Source organism: Nonomuraea sp. NPDC050790, from assembly GCF_044456745.1.
In the GTDB taxonomy this organism is placed as follows: Bacteria; Actinomycetota; Actinomycetes; order Streptosporangiales; family Streptosporangiaceae; genus Nonomuraea.
This window is the reverse complement of sequence record NZ_JBITGF010000001.1, coordinates 1,295,113-1,318,231: the sequence shown is the minus strand read 5'-3', so window position 1 is coordinate 1,318,231 and position 23,119 is coordinate 1,295,113. Positions and strand designations below refer to the sequence as shown.

Here is a 23,119-nt window from a genome sequence, read left to right as displayed (position 1 = left end):
TGCTGGGCTGCGGCAGAATTGGCCGCATGGCACCTGATCGTCCGCCCAGCAGCGTTCTCGAAGCCGTGCTGGAGCGGGTGACCTATGCCAACGACGAGACGGGCTACACGATCGCGCGGGTGGCCACCGAGCGGTCGGGCGGTGAGCTGCTGACCGTGGTGGGGCCGCTGCTGGGGGCGCAGGTCGGCGAGTCGCTGCGGCTCACCGGACGCTGGACCTCGCATCCGCGCTACGGCAGGCAGTTCGAGGTCTGGTCCTACACGACGGTGCTGCCGGCCACGATTCAGGGGATCCAGCGGTATCTGGGCTCCGGGCTGATCAAGGGGATCGGGCCCAAGATGGCCGAGCGGATCGTCGGGCACTTCGGGACCGGCACCCTGGAGGTGATCGAGAACGAGCCGGAGCGCCTGGTCGAGGTGCCGGGCCTGGGCCCCAAGCGGACAAAGATGATCGGGGCCGCGTGGGAGGAGCAGAAGGTCATCAAGGAGGTGATGATCTTCCTGCAGGGGGTCGGGGTCTCCACGTCCATCGCCGTCCGCATCTTCAAGCAATACGGCGATAAATCGGTGGAAGTCGTGAAAAGTCAGCCGTATCGGTTGGCCGATGACGTCTGGGGCATCGGGTTCAAGACCGCCGACACGATCGCCCAGGCCGTCGGCATCCCCCACGACAGCCCGGAACGCGTCAAGGCGGGCCTGCGCTACACCCTGTCCCAGGCCGCCGACGACGGCCACTGCTACCTGCCCGCCCCCAACCTCGTCGGCGACGCCGTCAAGATCCTCGACGTCCCCGCCGACCTGGTCGCCGCCTGCCTGGAGGAGTCGGTGCGCGCCGAGGAGGTGGTGCGCGAGGAGATCCCGGCCGGCGACAACACCGTCCCGGCGATCTACCTGGTCCCCTTCCACCGCGCCGAGCTGTCCCTGGCGGGCGGCCTGACCTCGCTGCTGCGCGGCGGCCACGACCGCCTCAAGGCCTTCGCCGACGTCGACTGGGAACGCGCCGAGCGCTGGCTGCACGGCCAGACCGGCGCCGAACTGGCCGCCGAGCAACGCCAGGCGGTACGGCTGGCGTTGACCGAGAAGGTCGCCGTCCTGACCGGCGGCCCCGGCTGCGGCAAGAGCTTCACCGTGCGCTCCATCGTGCTGCTGGCCAGGGCCAAGCGCGCCCGCGTCATCCTGGCCGCCCCGACGGGCCGGGCCGCCAAGCGGCTGGCCGAGCTGACCGGCCACGAGGCCACCACCGTCCACCGGCTGCTGCAGTTGCGCCCGGGCGGCGAGGCGACCTTCGACCGCGACAACCCGCTGGACGCCGACCTGGTGGTGGTCGACGAGGCGTCGATGCTGGACCTGCTCCTGGCCAACAAGCTCGTCAAGGCGATCGCGCCGGGCGCGCACCTGCTGTTCGTGGGCGACGTCGACCAGTTGCCCTCGGTCGGCGCGGGCGAGGTGCTCAAGGACCTGCTGGCCGCCGAGGAGATCCCGCGCGTACGGCTGACGCAGATCTTCCGCCAGGCCGCCGAGTCCGGCGTGGTCGTCAACGCCCACCGGGTCAACTCGGGACAGCACCCGGTCCTGGAGGGCATGAAGGACTTCTTCCTGTTCCCGTGCGAGGAGCCCGAGGAGATCGCCCAGCTCACCGTGGACGTCGTGGCCCGGCGCATCCCCCGCAGGTTCGGCCTCAACCCGCGCCGCGACGTGCAGGTCCTGGCCCCCATGCACCGCGGCGCCGCCGGAGCGGGCGCGCTCAACATCGCCCTGCAGGAGGCGCTGACCCCCTCGCGCGAGGACCTGCCCGAGCGTCGCTACGGTGGCCGGGTCTTCCGCGTCGGCGACAAGGTCACCCAGCTGCGCAACAACTACGACAAGGGCGCCGCCGGCGTCTTCAACGGCACGGTCGGCATCGTGGAGGCGATCGCGCCGGACGAGCACAAGCTCACCGTGCTCACCGACGAGGACGAGAGCGTCGAGTACTCCTTCGACGAACTCGACGAGCTCGCCCACGCCTACGCGGTCTCCATCCACCGCTCCCAGGGCAGCGAGTACCCGTGCGTGGTGGTGCCGCTGGCCACCAGCGCGTGGATGATGCTGCAGCGCAACCTGCTCTACACCGCCATCACCCGGGCCAAGCGGCTCGTGGTCATCGTGGGCTCACGCCGGGCGCTGGCCCAGGCGGTGCGTACCCGGGGGGCGGGCCGGCGTCACACCGGGCTCACCCATCGGCTGTCACCAGCCGCCGGCCCAGACGCTGGGCGGGCGCTTCCACCCAGCGCCAGGTGAGCGCGCTGAGCGCGAACGTGGCCGGCACCGCCCACAGCGCCGGCATCACCCGCAGCAGCAGCGGATGCAGCAGGTAGACCGAGTAGCTGACCAGCCCGAGCCAGCTCAGCACGTACGGCACGCCGCGCCCGCGCAGCGCCATCCCGGCCAGGAAGATCGCCCAGGCGGCCACGAAGGCGGTCTTGAGGTTGGTGCCCGGCGACAGCAGCACCCCGGCCACCGGCACGGCCAGCACCGTCCACGCCCTGGCCCAGGTGATCTGCCCCTGCTCGGCCCGGTACAGGGCGGTGCCGGAGAACATCGTGGCCACGACGATGAGGCTCTGCCAGGCGGGCAGCCGGCCGTTGAACGCGAGCAGGGCGGTGACCGCGAGGAGGAGGCCGGCCGCGCCGGCCTGCCGTACCGTGCCGTGGCCGGCCAGGACGGCGGCCAGCCCCGCGGCGAGGACGGCCAGCACGGGCAGGGAGGCGCCCGCGAGGGCGCCGGTGGGCAGCAGCGCGGCCCCGGCCAGCGCGGCGGCGGCCAGCCCGAGCCCGATCTCGGCGCTGCGGCGGTGCGCGCCGAGCGTGAACAGGGCGGTGATGAGCAGGTAGAAGGCCATCTCGTAGGAGAGGGTCCACAGGACGTTGACGGCGCTGGGCACGCCGAGCAGGTCCTGCAGCATGCTGAGGTGGGCCAGCGGGGAGCCGGTGACGGGCAGCAGCACCAGCGCGCCGGCCATGCACAGCGCCCACAGCGGGTAGAGGCGGAAGACGCGGCCGATCCAGAACGCGCGCAGGTCGCCGCGGCGCTCCAGCGAGGCGGGCACGATGTAGCCGCTGGCCAGGAAGAACACCATGACGCCGCACCAGCCGGCGGCGAACCAGGCGCCGCCGGCCTCGTGCAGGGCGGGCCACAGGCCCGCGACGGCGTGCTCGTAGACCACCAGGACGGCCGCCAGCCCGCGCAGCGCGTCGAGCCAGGCCAGTCGTTTGCCAATCCTTTGCGGTCCGGGGGAGAGCATCCGCTCAGGGTACGTCGTACCTGCGGGCTTGACCTGTTCTTGACCTGCGCTTGACGTCGCTGAGTGATCGAAATGTGACCGAACTCTCCCGGATGGATCTGCGTCATACATGCAGGAGCATTAAGGTTTTGAGAGTTGTTTTAGGTAAATGGGGGAGAGGTCCGTTGTGAGTACTGTGCCCGGTTGGAGGGGACCTGCGGCGGGCGTGGCGCTGATCGCAGCCGCAGCGTTGACGGCGTCGTGCTCGGGCGGGGGTGCTCCAGCCGGCAACGGCGGCAAGCCGGGCCAGGCGGCCACGACCCCGGCGGCGCCGGTCGTCAAGATCACGCCGGCGCAGGGCAGCTCCAAGGTCAGCCCGGACAAGAAGATCGTGGTCGAGGCGGCCGGCGGCGTGCTGGACGAGGTCGTCGTGCAGGCGGGCCAGGAACAGGTCGAGGGCAAGTTCAACGCCGACAAGACGCGCTGGGTCTCCACCAGCCCGCTCAAGCCGTCCACCGGCTACAACGTCACGGCCAAGTCGGGCGTCACCCAGGCGGCCAGCGCGTTCACGACGCTCAAGCCGGAGCGGGTCTTCAAGGTGATCGACGTCACGCCCAACGCCAAGGGCGAGAAGATCGGCGTGGGGGCGCCGATCATGGTCCGCTTCGACCAGCCGATCAAGGACAAGGCGAGCGTCGAGGCCATGCTCAAGGTCGAGGCGGAAAAGCCCGTCGAGGGCGCCTGGCGCTGGATCGACGACACCTACGTGATCTACCGCACCGCGAAGTACTGGCCCGCCCACCAGAAGATCAAGTTCCACGCCGACATCGAGGGCGTCAAGGCCGGCAAGGGCCTGTACGGCGGCAAGGACTACGACACCACGCTGCGCGTCGGCGCCAAGCAGATCAGCAAGATCGACACCCGCAAGAAGATGATGTACGTCTACGTCGACGGCAAGCGCAAGCAGACCATGCGCATCAGCGCCGGCATGGCCACCACCCGCGAGTACACCACGACCTCGGGCATCCACCTGACGATGGAGCGTGGCAATCCGGTGCGCATGATCTCCCCCGGCCGCAAGAAGGGCGACCCGGGCTACTACGACGTGATGATCAACCACGCGGTGCGCATCTCCAACTCCGGCGAGTACGTCCACGCCAAGAACAACGTCTGGGCGCAGGGCGTGCGCAACGTCAGCCACGGCTGCATCAACTCCCGGCCCGACCAGGCCAGGTGGTTCCATGACACCATGCAGCGCGGCGACGTCGTCGACATCGTCGGCACCGACCGCGAGCTGGAGTGGAACAACGGCTGGGGCTTCTGGCAGATGTCGTTCAAGCAGTGGAAGAAGGGCAGCGCGCTGCACGGCAAGTCGTAAGGCTCGCAAGGGCCACCGGGCGTTCACACCGCGTTCACCGCCGGTGCCTACGCTCCGGTGTGATGAGAGGCACGATCATCCTGCTGGCCGCGGCTCTGGCGGCGGCCGGATGCGGCGCGCAGACCGGTGGCCGGGCGTCGATCCTGGACAGGGACGAGCTGGTCGTCGCGGTGAAGACCGACCAGCCCGGCCTCGGGTTCAGGACCCCGGCGGGCGGCTTCGAGGGGTTCGACGTGGACGTGGCCAATTTCGTGGCCTCGTACCTGGGCAAGAGGGTCACCTTCGTCCCGACCACCTCCGAGGGCCGCGAGGACAAGCTGAACTCCGGCGAGGCGGACATGGTGATCGCCACCTACTCCATCAGCCCGCAGCGCAAGACCGAGGTGACCTTCGCCGGGCCGTACTACGTCTCGCGCCAGGACATCCTCGTGCGCGCGCGGACCACCGACATCCGCGGGGTGCGCGACCTGCGCGGGCGGCGGCTGTGCCAGGCCAAGGGGTCGATCTCGGCCTCGCGCATCGTCGAGGGGCGCCGGGTGGCGGCCGACCTGGTACCGGCCGGCACCTACAGCGAGTGCGTGGACCTGCTGAGGGCGGGCCGGGTGGACGCCGTCTCCACCGGGGACCTGATCCTGGCCGGGTTCGCCGCCGCCGACAAGGGCGCGTTCACCATCGTCAACGAGCCCTTCACCGAGGAGCGGTACGGCATCGCCCTGCGGCGCGGCGACGTGGCGGGCTGCGAGGAGGTCAACCGGGCCCTGACCGCTATGTACCAGAGCGGCGCGGCGGCCAAGCTGCTGCGCGCCCGCTTCGGCTCGACCGGCCTGCAGCTCACCACGTCGGTGCCGCAGTTCGAGGGCTGCGAGTGAGGCTCAGGCCGCCTGGACCTCCCGGCGCAGGATCATGCCCGGCCACGCGCCCACGCTGAACGGCTTTTCCCGGGTGAAGCCCCAGCGCTCGTAGTAGGCGATCAGGCGGCCGTCGTCACCGGCGTAGCAGTCCACGCGCAGCAGCCGCGCCCGCCGCTCGCGGGCCTCGCGCAGCGCCAGGTCCAGCAGGGCCCGGCCCACCCCATGACCGGAGAAGCGCTGGTCGATCACCAACGCCTGCACGTACAGCTCCGGCTCGGGGGCCGGGTCCACGTACGGGTGCGGCGGGCCGAGCACCAGGCATCCGGCCGGTTCGCCGCCGGATTCGGCGATGCGCATGCCGCCGCCTTCCGCCCACTCGCGCACCTGCGCGTGGCGCTTGGGGTCGTCGCTGAACGGCTCGCCGCCCCACTGGCCGGTGCGGCCCTGGGCCACCAGCCAGGCCACCGCGCCGTCGAACATCCCGAGCACCGCCCGCACGTCCTGCGGCCCACCTGTCCTGATCTTCATGGACGTCAGCCTATATTTCCTAGAAATCAGGTAGGAAATATTGCCATTAGGGGCGGGCCCGCCTATCGTGAAGATCGTGAGTCCAGGCCTGACCCGTCGCGCGCACATCGACTACTGCCGCGTCGCCAGCACCCAGTGTCGCCGGTCCTAGCGCCGGACCCGATCCGCCGCATGCCGTAACCCGTCTGTCCGCACTTTCCGTCGAAGGACGATTCCGCATGCCCGCAAAGTCCCGCCTGCTGCCGGCCGTACTCCTGCTGTCGGCGCTCCTGACCGCCTGCGCCCAGGCCGACGGCAGCGCCCGGCAGGCCCTGGCCCCCGACGCGCCGCTGCCCACCACCGTGCCCCAGGGAACCAAGCTCATCGTCGGCGACCCCGCCACGAAGGTAGCGCTGGAGCTGTCCGGCGAGATCGGCTCCTTCTCCTTCCCGATCGAATGGGCCAACCTCTCCGGCGGCCCCCAGACCTCCGAGGCCTTCCGCGCCGACGCCCTCGACGTCGGCGCCGTCGCCGAGATCCCGGCCATCCACGCCACCTGGACCGGACTCCCCGTGAAGATCATCGCCTCGCGGTTCAGGAAGGACCCCCTCGCCCACCCCACCTACGAACTCGGCATCGCCCCAGGCGCCCACGTCAAGACCCTCGCGGACCTGCGCGGCAAGAAGATCGCCTACAGCCCCGGCCAGGCCCAGGGCGCGCTCGTGCTCAAGGCGCTGAAGCGGGCCGGCCTGTCCAAGGCCGACGTCACCCTCGTCGAACTGCCCAGCACCGGCGACGTCTACCCCAACGCCCTGGCCGCCCGGCAGGTCGACGTCGCCCCCATCGGCGGCGTCAACATCAAGCGCTACACGGCCAGGTTCGGCAAGGACGGCGCCACCACCGTCCGCCACGGGCTGCGCGACGACCCCAGCCACCTGTACGTCCGCGCGCAGACCCTGCAGGACCCGGCCAAGGCCGCGGCGCTGCGCGAGTACGTCGCCGCCTGGGTACGCGCCTCCCGCTGGGTCCACGAGCACCCCGAGGAATGGATCCAGGGCTACTACGTCAAGGACCAGGGCCTGACCCCCGAAGACGGCCGCTACCTCGTCGACCTGGTCGGCGAGCCCGACCTGCCCACCGACTGGAGCCAGGCCGTCGCCCGCCACCAGGAGACCATCGACATCCTCGCCGCCGAGACCGGCAACCCGCCGCTGAAGGCCGCCGACCTCTACGACCTGCGCTTCCAGACCGTCAGGGACGGTGCCTGATGCTCCTCGCCACCCCGCCCGCCACCCTCACCCGCCCCCGGGCCCGCCACAGCCTGCGCCCCGGCCGCCCCCTGCCCCTGGGCTTCCTGTACGGCCCGCTCCTGCTGCTGGCCGCCTGGACCACAGGCTCGGCCACCGGCCTGCTCGACCCCCGCTTCCTGTCACCGCCCTGGAACGTCGTGACCACCACCGTCGACCTCGTCGCCGACGGCAGGCTCACCGGCCACCTGCTGGCCTCCGTACAGCGCGTCGCCCTCGGCCTGGCCTTCGGCATCCCCGCCGGCGTCCTGCTCGCCCTGGCCTCGGGCCTGAGCCGCTGGGGCGAGGCCCTCATCGACGGCCCCGTCCAGATCAAACGCGCCGTGCCCGCCCTCGCCCTGATGCCGCTGCTCATCCTGTGGCTCGGCATCGGCGAAGGCATGAAGATCACCGTCATCGCGCTCGGCGTCGTCGTGCCCGTCTACATCCACACCCACAACGGGCTGCGCGGCATCGACAGCCGCTACGTCGAACTCGCCGAGAGCGTGAAGCTCGGCCGGGCGGCGTTCGTCCGCGCGGTCGTGCTGCCCGGCGCGCTGCCCGGATTCCTGCTCGGCATGCGCTTCGCCGTCACCACCGCCTGGCTGTTCCTCGTGGTCGCCGAGCTGATCAACTCCACCAGCGGCATCGGCTACATGATGGACCTGGCCCGCACCTACGGCCAGACCGACGTCATCCTCGTCGGCATCGTCCTCTACGGGCTGCTCGGCCTGTTCTCCGACGCCGCCGTGCGCCTGGTGGAAAAGAGGGCGCTGTCGTGGCGACGGACACTGGCCGGCTGACGGCGGCAGCCGTACGCGTCGAAGGGCTGAGCCGCTCCTACGGCGAGCGGACCATCCTGGACGCGCTCGACCTGGAGATCCCCGCGGGCGAGTTCGTGGCCCTGCTCGGACGCAGCGGCTCGGGCAAGAGCACGCTGCTGCGCGCCCTGGCCGGGCTCGACCACGACGTGGCCGGCACCGGCCGCCTGGAGGTGCCCGAGCAGGTCTCGGTCGTCTTCCAGGACGCCCGTCTGCTGCCCTGGCAGCGCGTCCTGGACAACGTGGTCCTGGGCCTGGACGGCGCCGAGGCCCGGGGCCGGGCGAGCCTTTCGGAGGTCGGGCTTGGCGGACGCGAGCGGGCCTGGCCCAGCGAGTTGTCCGGCGGTGAGCAGCAGCGGGCCGCGCTGGCCCGCTGCCTGGTGCGCGAGCCGCGCCTGCTGCTGGCCGACGAGCCGTTCGGCGCCCTGGACGCGCTGACCCGGCTGAAGATGCACACGCTGCTGCGCCGCCTGCACGCCCAGCACCGCCCGGCCGTGCTGCTCGTCACCCACGACGTGGACGAGGCCATCGCCCTGGCCGACCGGATCCTGGTCCTGTCCAGCGGCCGGATCGCCGCAGAACAGCGCCTGGACGGCGCCAGGACCCCCAGTCAGACCAGGTCCGAGCTGCTGCGCGCGCTCGGCGTCACGCAGGAGGCCCGATGAGACAGCTTCACCTGAACCTGTTCGTCTACCCGGCCGGCCACCACGAGGCCGCCTGGCGCCACCGCGAGGCCAGCCCGCAGCGCGTCCTGGACATCACCCACTACCAGGAGCTGGCCCAAAGCGCCGAGCGGGCCGCGATGGACGCCGTCTTCTTCGCCGACGGGCCCTCGCTGCCCGACAACGTCCGCTATGCCAGCCGCTTCCGGCTGGAGCCGTTCACCTGGCTGTCGGCGATCGCGGCGGTGACCGAGCGCGTCGGCCTCATCGCCACCGCCTCCACCACCTACCTGGAGCCCTACAACCTGGCCCGGCTGTTCGCCTCGCTCGACCACCTGTCGGCCGGGCGGGCCGGCTGGAACATCGTCACCACCGGCGCCCCGCAGGCCGCCCAGAACTTCGGCCTGCAAGATCATCCGGTGCACGCCGAACGCTACGCGCGCGCCGAGGAGTACCTGGAGGTCGTCGGCGCGCTGTGGGACAGCTGGGAGGACGACGCGCTCGTCATCGACCCCGCCTCCGGCGTCTTCGCCGACCCCGCCAAGATCCACCCGATCGGGCACGCGGGCCCGCGGCTGCGCGTGCGCGGCCCGCTCAACACCCCGCGCAGCCCGCAGGGCCGCCCCGTCTACGTCCAGGCGGGCTCCTCCGAGGACGGCAGAGCCCTGGCCGCCCGCCACGCCGAGGCCGTCTTCACCGCCCAGCAGACGCTGGACAACGCCCGCGACTTCTACGCCGACGTCAAGTCCCGGGTGAAGGCCGCCGGCCGCGACCCCGACCTGGTCAAGGTCCTGCCCGGCCTCAGCCCGTTCATCGGCTCCACCGAGGCCGAGGCCAAAGCGCTGCAGGAGGAGTTCGACGAGCTGACCCAGCCCGAATACTCCCTCGGGCAACTGCGCCAGATCCTCGGCGTCGACCTCGACGGCCACGACCTGGACGGCCCCGTGCCCCGCGACCGACTGCCCGCCGACACCGGGCGCGGCCACGCCAGCCGCCACGCCGTCGTCCTGGACATCATCGAGCGCGAGAACCCGACCATCCGCACGCTGCTGCGCCGCCTGGCCGGCGCGCGCGGCCACTGGGTGACGGCCGGCACGCCCGAGCAGATCGCCGACCGGATCGAACGCTGGTTCACCGGCGGCGCCGCCGACGGCTTCAACATCATGCCGCCCTACCTCAACGGCGGCTTCGACGTCTTCGCCGACCACGTCCTGCCGCTGCTGCGCTCGCGCGGGCTGTTCAGGAGCGAGTACGGCGGCGCCACCCTGCGCGAGCACTACGGCCTGCCCCGCCCGGCCAGCCGGTTCGCCTAGCGGGAAAGGGCCGAGCCGTCCGGGTCAGGGGCCGGACGGCTCGGCGCCCTTCCCGGCCACAGCAGCAGCGCGCCGGCCAGGGCGGCGGCCAGCAGGATCGCCAGGGCCAGCCCCATCGCCGCCACGTAGCCGGGCACGGCGGCGGCGTGCCCGGCGGCGACGGTGTTGAGCAGCGCGGTGCCGAGCGCGGCCCCGAGCTGCTGGGCGGCGTTGTAGGCGGCGGAGGCGGCGCCGACGTCGTGCCCGCGCAGCCCCGCCGTGGCCAGCGCGGCCGTCGGCGGCAGCACGCAGCCCAGCCCGAGGCCGGTGAGCACGAGCGCGGGCAGCAGGTGCGCGCCCAGCACGCCGGCGCTGTCGTGGCCCAGGCGGGTCAGGACGAACAGGCCGGCCGCCGCCGCCAGCAGGCCGCCCACGATCGGCACCACGGGCGGCACCCGCCCGTGCAGCCTGCCGGCGATCAGCGAGGACCCGGCCAGGGCCGCCAGCGCGTTGACGATGAGCGCCAGCCCGGCCTGGACGGGCGTGTAGCCGAGGGTGCCCTGGGTGTAGTAGCTCATGAACAGGTAGAAGCCGAACATCGCCACGAACATCAGGGTGATCGCGACGAACGCCCCGGCCCGCGCGCGGTCCAGCAGCACCCGCATCGGCAGCAGCGGCTCGGGCGCCCGCCGTTCCACCACGACGAACACCGCCAGCAGCACGAGCCCACCGGCCAGCAGCCCGACGACCTTGGGCGCGCCCCAGCCGAGCGGCTCGGCCTCGTTGAAGGCGTAGACCAGGGCGCCGAACCCGGCCACGCTCAGCAGCCCGCCCAGCACGTCGATCCGGCCTGCGGCCCGGGGCTGCGGCCCCGCCGTACCGGCCATGGCGGCGGCGGCCGCCAGCGCGACCGGCACGTTGATGTACAGGCACCAGCGCCAGCTCGCGTACTCCGTCAGCAGGCCGCCGGCCACCAGCCCGATCGCCGAGCCGGCCGCGCCGACCGCGGCGAAGACGCCGAAGGCGCGCCCCCGCTCGCGCGCCTGGGTGAAGGTGGTCGCCAGCAGCGACAGCCCGGCGGGCGCGAGCAGGGCGGCGAAGACCCCCTGCAGCGCCCGCGCCGCGAACAGCGTCGCCGGGCCGCCCGCCGCCCCGCCCAGCGCGGAGGCGGCGGCGAAGCCCGCCAGGCCGATGACGAAGGCGCGCCGGTGCCCGAGCGCGCCGCTGATCCTGCCGCCGATCAGCAGCAGCCCGCCGAAGGCCAGCGCGTAGGCGGTGATGGCCCACTGCCGGTTGGCGTCGGTCATGCCGAGCGCCTGCTGGGCGGTGGGCAGGGCGATGTTGACGATGGTGCCGTCCAGGACGACGAGGAGTTGGGCGGCGCTGACGGCCGCCAGCGTGCGCCGGTGTGCGAGATCCATGTCTTCCAGCGTTCCGTTGAACGGCTCCCGGAACGTTGGCGCGCTTTCACCTGGGCCGGCGGGCGGTCAAGCCTCAACCGGCCGGGCACGTTCGGCTGGCGGTCAGGGACGGTCGTGCTCGGCCAGCGCCTGCCGCAACTGGCGGCGTGAGGTGAGGGTGAGCTTGGCGAACACCTTGCTCAGGTGGTACTCGACGGTGCGCGGGCTGAGGAAGAGCTGGGCGGCGATCTCCGGGTTCGACAGGCCCTGCCCGGCCAGGCGGGCGATCTGGCCCTCCTGCGGGGTGAGGCGGCCGGAGGTGCCGGGGGTGCTGGTGCGGGCGGTCACGCCGGTGGCCGGCAGTGCGGTGTGCGCCCGTGCGGCGAAGGCGCGCATGCCGATCGCGGCGCACATCTCGTGCGCGGTCCGCAGGTGGGTGCGGGCGTCGGCGCGCCGGTTCTCGCGGCGCAGCCATTCGCCGTAGAGCAGGTGCGCGCGGGCGAGTTCGACGCGGAAGCCGGTCCGGCCGAGCCGTTCGACCGCCTCGCGATACCAGCGCTCGGTGTCGTCGCCCGCGCTCTCCCCGTTGCCCGCGCCCTTCCCTTCGCGCCCGCCCTCGCCCTCGCCCTCGCCTTTGCCCTCGCCTTTGCCCTCGCCTTTGCCTGTGCCTTTGGTGTCGCTTTCGCTGACCAGGGCGCGGCAGCGGGCGTAGATGCCCTGGCCCCAGTCGGTGTCGCCGACGGCGGTGGCCTCGGCCAGCAGGGCGAGCGCCTCGGCGGCCCTGTCCGCCTGCCCGGTTCTGGCCGCCGCCTCGATCAGTTCGGGCAGGGCCCACATGGACAGGTGCATCGTCCGCTGCACCCCTTGGGTGGCCTCGGCCGCGGCGAGCGCCCGATCGTGGTGGCCGAGCCCGTTGTGGAGCACGGCCGTCACCCACAGCGTGAACTGTTCCCCGACGCCCTGGTCCACGGCCCGCGCGCCGGCGGCGACGCGTTCGAGCAGCGGGACGGCCTCGGCCTCCACGCCCCGATAGGCGGCGAGCATCACCGCGCCGGTGGGGACGAGCTGGCTGCCCGTCGCCACCGCGATCGCCTGGCCCTCGGCGACCAGCGAGACGGCCTGTTCGAAGTCGCCCTGCCAGACGGCGATGACGGCCATGGCGACCGCCCACGTCACCAGCGGGGCGAGCAGGCCCGCCTGGCGGCAGTAGGCGGCCTCGCGGGTCTGGATCGACAGCCAGCGCTCCTCGTCCCACGTCATCGCCGCGGCGGCGGCCGCGATCGGGCTCCACCGCATGCGCTCGGCCACGCCGATCTCTTCGCCGGCGAAGTGCGCGATGGCGTGCCGCAGCAGGGGCGCCGCCGCGGGGCGGCCCTCGGTGACGAGCGACGCGAGCCCGTCCAGCAGCAGGTCGGAGGGCCGGGGCGGGCCGGCGGGCGGCGGAGCCGAGCGGGCGGCCAGGGAGATGTCGCGCAGGGTGGCGGTGCTCGCGAAGCGTGCCGCGGCGAACCAGGCCTCCAGGTACGTCTCGCGCGCGAGCGCGGCGTCCAGCGGCTCCAGCCGCCCGGCCACCTCCGTCAGCCTCGCCACGGCGTCACCGCTCTTGCTGGCGGCGAAGGCGATCTGGCCGTGCGTGAGGTCGAGGCGGGCCCGCTGGAGATCGTCCAGCGGACCGGCCGCCGCGATCGCGAGCAGCGTGGTGGCCGCGTCGAACGCGCCGGCCATGACGTTGGCCCGCGCGGCGGCCAGGGCCCTCTCCGAGCGCGGTCCGGGCTCGCCCGTGAGCTCGGCCGCGCGGCGCAGGAACGCGGCGGCGGCCGCCATGCCCCCGCGGGCCTGGGCCCGGCCGGCCGACTGTTCGAGCTCCGCGGCCACCTCCTCGTCGGGCCCGGCCGCCGCGGCGGCCAGGTGCCAGGCGCGCCGGTCGGGGTCCTGGGCACGGTTGGTCGCCTCGGCCAGCACGCGGTGGGCCGCCTGCCGCTCCTGCGGCGAGGCCGTTGAGTACACCGCGGAGCGCACCAGCGGATGCCGGAAGCGCACGCCGGGTCCCGGCTCCAGCAGCCCGTCGTCCTGTGCGGCCCGCGCGATCGGGATCGTGACCGCGAGCAACGCCGACGCCCGCAGGATCAGCACCTGGTCGCCGGTCGGCTCGACCGCGGCGATCAGCATCAGCGAACGCTCCTGCGGGGGCAGCGCCGCCACTCGTTCGCGGAAGCCCTGCTCGACGCGCTCCGGCACCGCCCGCGCCTGGACCAGCCCGAACCCGCCGGCGAGCTGCGTGGGCTTCAGCCCGCGCGGCAGCTCCAGCAGCGCCAGCGGGTTGCCGCTGGTCTCGGCCACGATCCGCTCCGCCACCTGCTCGTCCAGAGGGAAGGGGACCACGGAACGCAGCAGCGCGCGGGCGTCGTGCTCGGCCAGGCCGCGTACCTCCAGATCGGCCAGCCCCTGGAACTCCTTGCCCGGTTCCCGGGAGGCGAACAGGATGCCCACCGGCTCGCCCAGCAGCCGCCGCGCGACGAACGCCAGCACCTGCGCGGACGAGCGGTCCAGCCACTGGGCGTCGTCGACCACGCACAGCAGCGGGCGTTCCTCGGCCGCCGCGGCGAGCAGGGTGAGCACCGCCAGGCCCACCAGGAAGCGGTCCGGCGCCTCGGCCTGCCGCAGGCCGAACGCGACCCCCAGCGCGTCACGCTGCGGGCCCGGCAGGTACTCCAGCCGGTCCAGCAGTGGCGCGACCAGCAGGTGCAGGCCGGCGTAGGCCAGCTCCATCTCCGACTCGACGCCCGCCGCCCGCACGGCCCGCATGTCGGCCGCCGAGTCCACCGTGTGCCGCAGCAGCGCCGACTTGCCCACCCCGGCCTCGCCGTGCAGCACGAGCGCGCGCCCGCGCCCGCCGCGCAGGTCCTCCAGCAGGCCGTCGAGCACCGCGCGCTCCTGCTGCCGGCCGAGCAGGGGAGCCTCCGGCTCCGATCGCGTTCGCATGTGCTCTCCGCCCTCCCGTCTCCGCCGCCGGTCCGGCGGCCGCGGTGGAGCCGGAGTCATCGGAGGATCGCCACGATGTCATCCTTGCCCGGCCGGGAGCAATCGCCCGAACGCTCGACGGCCGGATGGCTCGCGCGGCGCGACGCTGACCTTCCCCCGGGACCGCCGGCTCCGGCCCGCTCACCCAGGTGATCCACCCGTCCCGGAAATCACGATCGAAACGGCCGCGGGCCGGGCGTTATGGTGAGCGCGTGACGTTGCCGCTGTTCGACCTGCAGATGCGCCGGCAGGCGCGACCCGACACCCCGGGTGTCCGGGTGGAGTGGACCGGTTCGGTGGTACGCCAGGTCGGCGGCCCCGACGACTGGAACGGCATCCTGTGGTCCGATCTCGACGCCGCCGGGGCCGAGGCGGCCATCGCCGAGCAGCTCGCCTTCTTCGGCGCGCTGGGCCGCAGCTTCGAATGGAAGCTCTACAGCCACGACCGTCCCGCCGATCTCGGTGAACGGCTGGCGGAGGCGGGGTTCGTACCGGATGAGCCCGAGACGCTCATGGTCGGGCGCATCGGCGAGCTGGAGCTGAGCGAGCAGGTGCCCGGCGGGGTGGAGCTGGTGCCGGTGCGCGACGAGGCCGGGGTGGAGCTGATGGGCGCCGTGCACGACCAGGCCTTCGGCGGCGACTCCTCCCGGGTGCGCCACCAGTTGCTGACGCTCCTGGCCGAGCGGCCGGGCGAGGTGGAGGCGGTGGTGGCGATGGCCGGCGGGCAGCCGGTCAGTGCGGCGCGCATGCAACTGCACCCGGGCACCGACTTCGCCAGCCTGTGGAGCGGCGGCACCGTCGCCGGCTGGCGCGGGCGGGGCCTGTACCGCGCGCTGGTGGCCTACCGCGCCCGGCTGGCCGCCGCGCGCGGGTACCGCTTCCTGCAGGTCGACGCGGCGCCGACCAGCCGGCCGATCCTGGCCAGGCTGGGGTTCTCGGCGCTGGCGACGACGACGCCGTACCTCAGTCCGTGACGTCGGTGATGTGGGTGACGTCCGTATCGGCCGTGAGAGCTTTGCGGGCCAGCAGGAAGGCCTGAGGCGCGCGCTCGTTGTCCGGCTCGCGTACCAGCCGGGCCTGCGTGCGCAGCCCGGCGGCGTCCGGCACCGGCAGCTTCAGCATGGAGCCCTCCACGAACCGCACGTCCGGCAGCGCCTTCCTGGCCAGGGCGAGCATGCCGGGCGACAGGTCCACGTCGGCCACGGGCCCGCGGCCGCGTACCAGCTCGGCGAAGGCGCCGGCCATGGCGCGGTCGAGGGGCCTGCGGTCCATCTCGTCGCGCACGACCTCGGCGTAGGCGGCCGCGATCGTGTCGTAGGAGGTGCGGGTGCTGGTCAGGAAGTCAGGCTCGATCACGGGGGCGGATCCTAGCCCGCCTCCCACGTGACCGGGAGCGCGTGCAGGCCGTAGATCATCATGTCCGTGCGCAGCGGCACCTCCTCCTCCGGTACGGCCGGCCGCAACCCCCGCAGGCGCGCGAACAACGCCGGCAGCCCGGCCGTCATCTCCACCCGGGCGAGCTGCTGGCCGAGGCACTGGTGGATGCCGTGCCCGAAGGCGAGGTGCCCGGCGGTCGAACGGTCCAGGTCGAGGCGGTCGGGGTCGGGGAAGTGCGCGGGGTCGCGGTTGGCGGCCGGGATGGAGACGGTGACGGTCTGGCCCGCGCGCACCAGCACGCCGCCGAGCTCGACGTCTTCCAGCGCCGCCCGCGCGGTGAGGGGGATGATGCTGAGGTAGCGCAGCAGTTCCTCCACCGCCGCATCGGGATCGCGCAGCAGGTGTTCCACGGCGCCCGGCCGGCGCATCAGCGCCCAGGCGCCGAGCGCGAGCATGTTGGCGGTGGTGTCGAAACCGCCGCCCATGACGACGAACGCGATCGTGACGAGTTCCTCGTCGGTCAGCTCTCCGCCGGTGACCAGGCCGCTGAGCAGGTCGTCGGTGGGGTGGGCGCGCTTGGCGGCGACCAGTGCGGCGATCTGGCCGTTGGCGGCGGCGAAGGCGGCGGCCTTGTCCTCGGCGCTCGCGCTGGTGCTGCCGAGGACGGGCATGTGGTGGCGGAAGCGTTCGCGTTCGTCGTCGGGCACGCCGAGCAGCTCGCAGATCACCACGCCGGGGATCGGCTGGGCGAAGTCGGCGACGAGGTCGGCGGGCGGGCCCTTGGCCTCGATGGCGTCGAGGTGGGCGGCCACGACGGCGTCGATGCTGCCGGTGAGCCGGCGCATCCGCCGTACCGTGAACTGGCCGGTGAGCAGGTGACGGTAGCGGGTGTGCTCGGGCGGGTCCATGGCCAGGAACGCGCCCGGCGGGGCCGGCGTGAGGGGGACGCGCGCGCCGGCGCCGGGCATGGGGGTGTGCACGAGGTCGGCGCGGTGGCTGAAGCGGCGGTCGGCCAGGACCGCGCGGACCAGTTCGTGACTGGTCACCAGCCAGCCCTCGTGGCCGTCGGGGTAGGTCATCGGGCTGACCGGGCACTGCTCGCGCAGCCGGGCCAGTTCGTCGGGCGGGTCGAAGGGGCGGCCGTGCGGGGGTTGCAGAGGCATCATGCCCTCCAGATAACACCACCACGAGTAAAGTTACAACCGATGTAAGCATGCTTGTGGTGTAAGGTTTGCGCATGGAGGAGACACGCCGCGAGCGCAAGAAGCGGCAGACCAGGCAGCTCATCGCCGAGGCCGCCTTCGGGCTGTTCGCCGAGCGGGGTTTCGAGCAGACCACCGTCGCCCAGATCGCCGCCGCGGCCGACGTGGCCACCAAGACGTTCTTCAACCACTTCCCGAGCAAGGAGGACGTCGTCTTCTTCGCCGCGGGCGACTTCTACGAGGTGACGCTGGAGGTGCTGGCCGGCCGCCGTCCCGACGAGGCCATCTCCGACCTGCTGCTGCGCACCTACGAGGAGGTGGTCGCCCGCTTCCTCGACCACGGGCCGGCGTACGGCGAGCCGCAGTGGGCCGAGCTCTACCGCACGCTGGTCATGACCGTGCCCTCGGTCCAGGCCAGGGCGCTGATGGTGCTGCTCGACCTGCAGCGCAACATCGCGGCGGCGTTCGCCGAGACCTTCCCCGAGGAGATCGACCAGGTCACCGCGGCGGCGGCGATCGGCGCCCTGATGGGCGCGCTGCAGGCCGCCTCGCTGGTCGGCCACGAGCTCGGCCACACCGAGGCGCAGCGCAGGAAGGCGGGCGGCGAGGCGGCCGAGCTGGCGATGCGCGGCCTGCGCTCGCTGTAGTGGTCACCCCCGCCCTGCTGCGGAGACGTGCCGCTCACCATCCGCGACAGGCCCATGTCGATGCCAGCGATCACACGTCCAACCGCGACCCCGCCACCGTGCTTCGGTGCTGCCGCCGCGCGAGCTGACCGCCCCGGGCGAGGCCGTGGCCCAGGGGCCCGCCGCCGACTCCCTGCGCCGCTGGGCCGCCGGCCCCTCACTCCGCCCGGATGAGGTCCGTCTCAGGCGGGCTGGAGGCGGGACAGCAGGGCCTCGCGGTCGACGCCCGCCAGAGCCAGGGCGCGGGGCACGGTGCCGGCCTGCGCCCGCAGGATGCCGGCGAGCACGGAGGTGGAGTCGAGGTCCTTCGTACGCACCGCGGTGAACCCGCGCTCAAGCGCGAGCTTGGCCGAGGCGCCCAGCGCCGGGGACTTGGGCGACCCGGCCGAGGGCGGCAGGTGGTAGTCGGCGGCGGAGATGCCGACGGCGTTGAGGCTGTGCTCGAACTCGCGATCCAGCGCCTCGCGCACCCCCCGGCGGTCCAGGCCCACCTCCGCCAGCAGCCGGTGGGCGGGGGTGCCCTCGTGGGCGGCGATGGCCAGCAGCAGGTGGTGGGCCTCAAGGGTGGCCGAGTGGTCCTGGCGCGCCTCGTGCTCTCCCTGCCGCATGATGGCGTGGAAGTAGTTCTCGAAGGGGGTCACGGCTCAGCGCCTCCTCAACTGGACGCCCGCGGCGATGAGCCGCTTGGCGTGCTTCTTGTGAACCGCCTGGCGCGTCACCCCGAGCGCCTCGGCGACCTGCGGCCAGCCCCAGCCCGCCCGCATCGCCTGCTCGACGGCGGCGTCCTCCAGCTGGTCGGCCAGCCGCCGCAGGGCCGCCACCGCGGCCAGGCCGTCGGCGGGGTCGGCGGGAACGGGGATCTGTTCAGCGGACATGCGAGCAACTCTAGTTGACTAAGTCCGCCTTAGGCAACCTGAGTTGCTTAACCGGCATTGCTCCCGCTTTGGTACGATCTTGGCCCACGTTACTGGCGGGAGGCCTGGTGCCCGAGGTGTTGGCCCTGTTGGACGAGGACCCCCGGGCGGTGGGCCCTTACCGCCTCGAAGGGCGCCTTGGGGCAGGCGGGCAGGGGACCGTCTACATCGCGCGCACCGGCCAGGGCGCGCTGGTCGCCGTCAAACTGCTGCACCCGCACCTGATCGCCGACCTGCGTGAGCAGCAGCGCTTCCTGCGCGAGGTCGAGACCGCCAAACGGGTGGCGCCCTTCTGCACCGCGCACGTGCTGGACTCCGGGTTCGTGGGGGCCCGGCCGTACATCGTCAGCGAGTACGTCGAGGGGCCCTCGCTGCAGGCGTCGGTGCGCGACAACGGCGCCCGGGGCGCCGCTGCGCTGCAGCGCCTGGCCGTCAACACCGCCACCGCGCTGGCCGCCATCCACGAGGCCGGGGTCGTGCACCGCGACTTCAAGCCCGGCAACGTGCTGCTCGGCCCCGACGGGCCGGTCGTCATCGACTTCGGCATCGCCCGCGCCCTGGACCTCAGCCAGTCGGTGGTCAGCAGCCAGCCCATCGGCAGCCCCGCCTACATGGCGCCCGAGCAGATCGCCGGCGGCGAGGTCGGGCCCGCCGCCGACGTCTTCGCCTGGGGCGCGACCATGGTCTACGCCGCCACCGGCCAGCGGGCCTTCGTCGGCGAGTCCATCCCCGGCATCCTGCACCTCATCCTGCAGGGCGATCCCGACCTCGGCGACCTGGACGGGCCGCTGCGCCGCCTGCTGGAGGAGTGCCTGGCCAAGGATCCGGCCGGGCGGCCCAGCGCGGCCCAGGTGATCGAGCGGCTGCGCGCGCTGCCGCCGCCCGCGTGGGACACCGTCCCGCTGCGCCGCCGCGCCGCCCCCGGCTTCGCCGCCCCGGACGTGCCCGGCGTTCCGAGCGCCTCAGGCCTCTCGGGTGGTGCCGGCATATCGGGCATGGCTGGCGTCTCGGGTGGTTCTGGCGTCGCGGGTGGTGCGGGCGCGCCGGGCGTGGCGAACTCGCCGGGTGTGCCGACGGCTCCCGTGGCCGCCCGCCCCGCGGCATCCGCCCGCCGCGGCCGGCGCCGCGCCCTGGCCCTGGGTACGGCGGGCGCCGTCCTGCTGGCCGCGGCGGTCACCGGCTACGCCGTGCTGGCCCCCGACGCCTCCGGCAAACGCGCCACCCTGACCACGGCCGCCAAGGCCTCCGTCCCGGCCCCCGCCCCGACCACCCCCTCCGCCCACGTGGGCGCGACCCCGGCCCCGCAGGGCACCCCGACGCCCGGGGCCACCCGGCGGGCGCAGTCGGCCGAGGCCGTACCCACGCTCAGCAGCGCCCCGCCCCGCGCCACCCCCAGCGCCACCCGTAAGGCGCCCCGCACGCAGGCGCCCGTCGAGCCGACCAGCGCCGCACCCACCCGCACCCGCACGCAGAAACCCCGGCCCACCAAGACCACCCCGCCGCCCAGCGACCCACCCGCCCCCTCCCAGGCGCCGATCACCTTCAACGACGCCCACGCCTACTGCAAGGCGCAGGGCGCGAGCATGGCGGGCGGCGGCTGGTCCAACCTGTGGTGCCTGGGCGGCTCGAACATCACCGCCACGATGGTGTGCCAGTGGAAGTACCCCGGCCGCGACGCCAGCGCCGAGGCGCCCGCCAACACGATGGCCCAGGAGGTCACCTGCCGCTTGTCATGACGTGCCCGCGACGCGCAGACTTGCCGTCATGACACACGGTCACGACCACGACCCGGCGTGCGCCGCCGCCCACGGGCACGCCGGCGCCGAAGGGCAGGCCCGCGCCCTGGTGGCGGTGTTCGCCTCGCCGGTGGCCGAGTGCCTGCTGCGCTACGGCGCCGACCTCGGCTTCCGCACGGTCCTGCTGGAACCCGACACCGGCCGGAGCCTGGACGGCGTGCCCGCCGAGCGCGAGCCCGGCCCCTACATCGACGCCGGCACCGACGTGGTGCTCACCGACCACCACCGGGACGAGATCGGCCCGCTGCTGCGCGAGCTGCTGGACACCCCGGCCCGCTGGATCGGCATCATGGGCAGCCCCCGCCACACCGGCCCGCACGTGCGGGCGCTGCGCGAGCTGGGCGTGCCGGACGCCGAGATCGCCCGCGTGCACCGGCCGATCGGCCTCAACATCGGCTCCCAGACGCCGCCGGAGATCGCCGTGGCGACGCTGGCCGGGCTGATCGCCGAACGCAACGGCCGCCCGGGCGGGTTCACGTTCGAGAGCCCGGGATGACCAGGCCGCTCTCGTAGGCGGTGACCACGGCCTGGGTGCGGTCGCGCAGCCCGAGCTTGGACAGGATGCGGCTGACGTGCGTCTTGACCGTCTCCTCGGTGACCGTCAGGCGTACCGCGATCTCCGGGTTGGACAGGCCCTCGGCCAGCAGGCGCAGCACCTCGGTCTCGCGCGGGGTCAGCGCCCGCAGCGCCGCCGCCGACGACGGGTCGCGCCGGGGCCGCAACTGGGCGAACTCGCTGATCAGGCGCCGGGTGATGGCCGGTGCCAGCAGCGCCTCACCGGCCGCGACCACGCTCACCGCCTCGAACAGCCGCTCGGCGGTGACGTCCTTCAGCAGGAAGCCGCTGGCTCCGGCGCGCAGCGCGTCGTAGACGTACTCGTCGAGGTCGAAGGTCGTCAGGATGAGCACGCGCGGACCGGCGGGGTCGGCGGCCAGCAGGCGGGTGGCCTCGATGCCGTCCATGCCGGGCATGCGCACGTCCATGAGCACCACGTCCGGGGTGTGCTCGCGGCACAGCCGCACCGCCTGGCCGCCGTCGGCGGCGGTGGCCACGACGGTGAAGCCGGGCTGGCTGCCGAGCATCTCGGCGTAACCGGTGCGCACGACCGGATGGTCGTCGGCGACCACGATGCGCACGCCGCTCATGGGCCGTCCTTTCCTGGCAGGCGGGCTTCGACGAGGAACCCGCCCCCGGGCGCTGCCCCGGTGCTCAGGCGCCCGCCGACGGCGGCGGCACGCTCGCGCATCCCCGCCAGGCCGAGGCCGTCGCCGCCCGCGGGCCCCGGGCCGTTGTCGCGCACGCTCAGGCGCAGGCCCTGGTCACTGTAGTGCAGGCGCACGTCGACGGCGGCGCCGGGCGCGTGCCGGCGGGCGTTGGTGAGGGCCTCCTGGATGATCCGGTACGCCGCCAGCTCCACCCCGGGATCCAGCGCGACCGGAACCCCGTCCAGGATGAGCCGCAGGCCGGTGCCGGACGCCTGGCGGGCCTCGTCCAGCAGCTCGTTGAGCTCGGCCAGCCCGAGGCCCGGTTGCGGGCGGCGGGCGGCGGGCCGGCCGGTGTCCTCGCGCAGCACGCCGAGCAGGCGGCGCATCTCGGTCAGCGCCGCCCGCGCGGTGTCGCCGATGGCCGACAGGCGTTGCGCGCCGGCGGCCGGCATGCCGGCGACGCTGACCCGGGCGGTCTCGGCCTGCACGGCGACCATGGAGATGTGGTGGGCGACCACGTCGTGCAGTTCACGGGCGATGCGGGCGCGCTCGCCGCGCGCGGTGTGCTCCAGCAGCGACTCGGCGATGACCTGGCGGGCCTGGGTGTGCTCGCGGGCCTCGGCGCGGGCGCGGCGGGCGATCGCGGCCAGCGCGGTCGCGGGGGCCAGGCAGGCGAGCACGAGCGTGTGCGTGGCGGTGGCCGCTCCCGCGGTGGCGGCGAGCTCCATCACCGGGTACGGCGCCGCCACCGCCACGGCCGCCGTCGCGGGCCCGCTGCGCCCGGCCTGGTAGCAGGCCAGCAGCAGCGCCCCGACCGCGGCGGCGGTCAGCGTCTGGAAGGCCAGCAGCGACAGCACCACCGAGACGCTCACCAGCGCCGCGGCGGCCACCCGCTGACCGCGCAGCAGCACGGGCGCAACGGTCGTGGCCAGCGCCAGCAACGGCGCCACCAGCACCGACATCGCCCGCCCACCTCCCGGCCCCGCACCCATCCCACCCGCACCCATCCCACCCGCACCCATCCCACCCGCACCCATCCCACCTGCGCCCGGCTGGCCTGCGCCCGCCGGGTAGAAGCCGTCCCGGCCTGTGCCCGCCGGATCCGCGCCCCTGCCCGCCCCGTCTGCGCCCGCTGGATGCAAGCCCGTCAGGTCCGGGCCCGTCAGGTCCGGGCCCGACGGGTGTGGGCCCGCGCCGGGCGGGGTGTGTGTTCCGGCGGGGACGACGTCGCTCACCGACCCCCAGTCCACCGGCAGGCCCCGCGCGCGCAGCAGCGCCTCGCCCACGGCGAGCACCACCAGCGCCGCCCCCGCCACCTGGAACGCGTGCTCCCGCCACCACCGTCCGCGCTGTCGCCGCTGGTCATCGCCCTGCCTCACGCAAGCCATTGTGGCCCGCCCGCCCACCGACCGGCATCCCTCCCCCGGGGGGAGCCCCCGCGCGGGGAAGATCCCCCGCACGCG

Annotated in this window: 21 protein-coding genes; 11 read left to right on the top strand and 10 right to left on the bottom strand. The window is 73.7% G+C overall.

Going from position 1 to position 23,119, the window contains the following annotated elements; genetic code table 11:
• Positions 1-26: 26 nt before the first annotated feature.
• A complete protein-coding gene (locus ACIBEJ_RS05905; RefSeq protein WP_397181461.1) occupies positions 27-2,276 on the top strand; it encodes an ATP-dependent RecD-like DNA helicase in 2,250 nt (749 codons plus the stop codon).
• Here the strand turns inward: ACIBEJ_RS05905 and ACIBEJ_RS05900 are convergent.
• On the bottom strand, positions 2,209-3,279 hold the full coding sequence (locus ACIBEJ_RS05900) for an acyltransferase family protein (protein WP_397181460.1): 1,071 nt from the start codon (positions 3,277-3,279) through the stop codon (positions 2,209-2,211). The genes ACIBEJ_RS05905 and ACIBEJ_RS05900 overlap by 68 nt on opposite strands.
• A 205-nt stretch (positions 3,280-3,484) precedes the next feature.
• Here ACIBEJ_RS05900 and ACIBEJ_RS05895 point away from each other — a divergent pair, with 205 nt between their 5' ends.
• Complete coding sequence (locus tag ACIBEJ_RS05895) at positions 3,485-4,636, top strand: Ig-like domain-containing protein (RefSeq protein WP_397181459.1); 1,152 nt, start codon at positions 3,485-3,487, stop codon at positions 4,634-4,636.
• Positions 4,637-4,698: 62 nt separating this feature from the next.
• Positions 4,699-5,505 (top strand): glutamate ABC transporter substrate-binding protein, encoded by an 807-nt coding sequence (locus tag ACIBEJ_RS05890; RefSeq protein ID WP_397181458.1) that lies wholly within the window; start codon positions 4,699-4,701, stop codon positions 5,503-5,505.
• Positions 5,506-5,508: 3 nt separating this feature from the next.
• Here the strand turns inward: ACIBEJ_RS05890 and ACIBEJ_RS05885 are convergent, their stop codons facing one another.
• Positions 5,509-6,015 (bottom strand): GNAT family N-acetyltransferase, encoded by a 507-nt coding sequence (locus tag ACIBEJ_RS05885; protein WP_397181457.1) that lies wholly within the window; start codon positions 6,013-6,015, stop codon positions 5,509-5,511.
• 218 nt (positions 6,016-6,233) lie between these two features.
• Here ACIBEJ_RS05885 and ACIBEJ_RS05880 point away from each other — a divergent pair, with 218 nt between their 5' ends.
• Genes ACIBEJ_RS05880 through ACIBEJ_RS05865 form a run of 4 tightly spaced genes read left to right on the top strand, consistent with a single transcriptional unit; the run spans position 6,234 to position 10,076 of the window.
• Positions 6,234-7,262, top strand: a complete 1,029-nt coding sequence (locus ACIBEJ_RS05880) for an ABC transporter substrate-binding protein (protein WP_397181456.1) — start codon at positions 6,234-6,236, stop codon at positions 7,260-7,262.
• Positions 7,262-8,083, top strand: coding sequence for an ABC transporter permease (locus ACIBEJ_RS05875; protein WP_397181455.1), 822 nt, complete (start codon positions 7,262-7,264; stop codon positions 8,081-8,083). The genes ACIBEJ_RS05880 and ACIBEJ_RS05875 overlap by 1 nt, the downstream gene beginning before the upstream one ends.
• Complete coding sequence (locus tag ACIBEJ_RS05870; protein ID WP_397181454.1) at positions 8,059-8,766, top strand: ABC transporter ATP-binding protein; 708 nt, start codon at positions 8,059-8,061, stop codon at positions 8,764-8,766. Before ACIBEJ_RS05875 ends, ACIBEJ_RS05870 begins: the two co-directional genes overlap by 25 nt.
• Entirely contained in the window at positions 8,763-10,076 is a 1,314-nt protein-coding gene (locus tag ACIBEJ_RS05865) for an LLM class flavin-dependent oxidoreductase (protein WP_397181453.1), read from the top strand. Before ACIBEJ_RS05870 ends, ACIBEJ_RS05865 begins: the two co-directional genes overlap by 4 nt.
• Here ACIBEJ_RS05865 and ACIBEJ_RS05860 read toward each other — a convergent pair.
• Together ACIBEJ_RS05860 and ACIBEJ_RS05855 are read right to left on the bottom strand one after the other, a co-directional pair.
• Positions 10,073-11,476 carry an MFS transporter gene (locus tag ACIBEJ_RS05860; protein ID WP_397181452.1) on the bottom strand — a complete coding sequence of 468 codons (1,404 nt, stop codon included), beginning with the start codon at positions 11,474-11,476 and terminating at the stop codon, positions 10,073-10,075. The two genes, ACIBEJ_RS05865 and ACIBEJ_RS05860, sit on opposite strands and share 4 nt — an antisense overlap.
• 102 nt (positions 11,477-11,578) lie before the next feature.
• Entirely contained in the window at positions 11,579-14,437 is a 2,859-nt protein-coding gene (locus ACIBEJ_RS05855; RefSeq protein WP_397181451.1) for an AAA family ATPase, read from the bottom strand.
• Between the two features lie 251 nt (positions 14,438-14,688).
• On the opposite strand from ACIBEJ_RS05855, the gene ACIBEJ_RS05850 reads away from it, so the two are divergent.
• Positions 14,689-15,450 carry a GNAT family N-acetyltransferase gene (locus tag ACIBEJ_RS05850; protein WP_397181450.1) on the top strand — a complete coding sequence of 254 codons (762 nt, stop codon included), beginning with the start codon at positions 14,689-14,691 and terminating at the stop codon, positions 15,448-15,450.
• Here the strand turns inward: ACIBEJ_RS05850 and ACIBEJ_RS05845 are convergent.
• A complete protein-coding gene (locus tag ACIBEJ_RS05845) occupies positions 15,440-15,832 on the bottom strand; it encodes a methyltransferase domain-containing protein (RefSeq protein WP_397181449.1) in 393 nt (130 codons plus the stop codon). The two genes, ACIBEJ_RS05850 and ACIBEJ_RS05845, sit on opposite strands and share 11 nt — an antisense overlap.
• A gap of 11 nt (positions 15,833-15,843) precedes the next feature.
• A complete protein-coding gene (locus tag ACIBEJ_RS05840; RefSeq protein WP_397181448.1) occupies positions 15,844-17,019 on the bottom strand; it encodes a cytochrome P450 in 1,176 nt (391 codons plus the stop codon).
• 71 nt (positions 17,020-17,090) lie between these two features.
• Here ACIBEJ_RS05840 and ACIBEJ_RS05835 point away from each other — a divergent pair, with 71 nt between their 5' ends.
• Positions 17,091-17,702, top strand: coding sequence for a TetR/AcrR family transcriptional regulator (locus ACIBEJ_RS05835; RefSeq protein ID WP_397181447.1), 612 nt, complete (start codon positions 17,091-17,093; stop codon positions 17,700-17,702).
• Between the two features lie 221 nt (positions 17,703-17,923).
• On the opposite strand, the gene ACIBEJ_RS05830 is transcribed toward ACIBEJ_RS05835, so the two are convergent.
• On the bottom strand, positions 17,924-18,382 hold the full coding sequence (locus ACIBEJ_RS05830) for a Clp protease N-terminal domain-containing protein (protein ID WP_397181446.1): 459 nt from the start codon (positions 18,380-18,382) through the stop codon (positions 17,924-17,926).
• Positions 18,383-18,385: 3 nt separating this feature from the next.
• The gene (locus ACIBEJ_RS05825; RefSeq protein WP_397181445.1) at positions 18,386-18,616 is read right to left on the bottom strand and encodes a hypothetical protein; all 231 of its coding nucleotides are present in this window, start codon (positions 18,614-18,616) and stop codon (positions 18,386-18,388) included.
• A 107-nt stretch (positions 18,617-18,723) separates the two neighbouring features.
• Here ACIBEJ_RS05825 and ACIBEJ_RS05820 point away from each other — a divergent pair, with 107 nt between their 5' ends.
• The gene (locus ACIBEJ_RS05820; RefSeq protein WP_397181444.1) at positions 18,724-20,391 is read left to right on the top strand and encodes a protein kinase; all 1,668 of its coding nucleotides are present in this window, start codon (positions 18,724-18,726) and stop codon (positions 20,389-20,391) included.
• A 28-nt stretch (positions 20,392-20,419) separates the two neighbouring features.
• Complete coding sequence (locus ACIBEJ_RS05815) at positions 20,420-20,947, top strand: XdhC family protein (RefSeq protein ID WP_397181443.1); 528 nt, start codon at positions 20,420-20,422, stop codon at positions 20,945-20,947.
• Here the strand turns inward: ACIBEJ_RS05815 and ACIBEJ_RS05810 are convergent.
• Positions 20,925-21,596, bottom strand: coding sequence for a response regulator (locus ACIBEJ_RS05810; RefSeq protein WP_397181442.1), 672 nt, complete (start codon positions 21,594-21,596; stop codon positions 20,925-20,927). The genes ACIBEJ_RS05815 and ACIBEJ_RS05810 overlap by 23 nt on opposite strands.
• Positions 21,593-23,035 carry a sensor histidine kinase gene (locus tag ACIBEJ_RS05805; protein WP_397181441.1) on the bottom strand — a complete coding sequence of 481 codons (1,443 nt, stop codon included), beginning with the start codon at positions 23,033-23,035 and terminating at the stop codon, positions 21,593-21,595. The genes ACIBEJ_RS05810 and ACIBEJ_RS05805 overlap by 4 nt, the downstream gene beginning before the upstream one ends.
• Positions 23,036-23,119 lie beyond the last annotated feature (84 nt).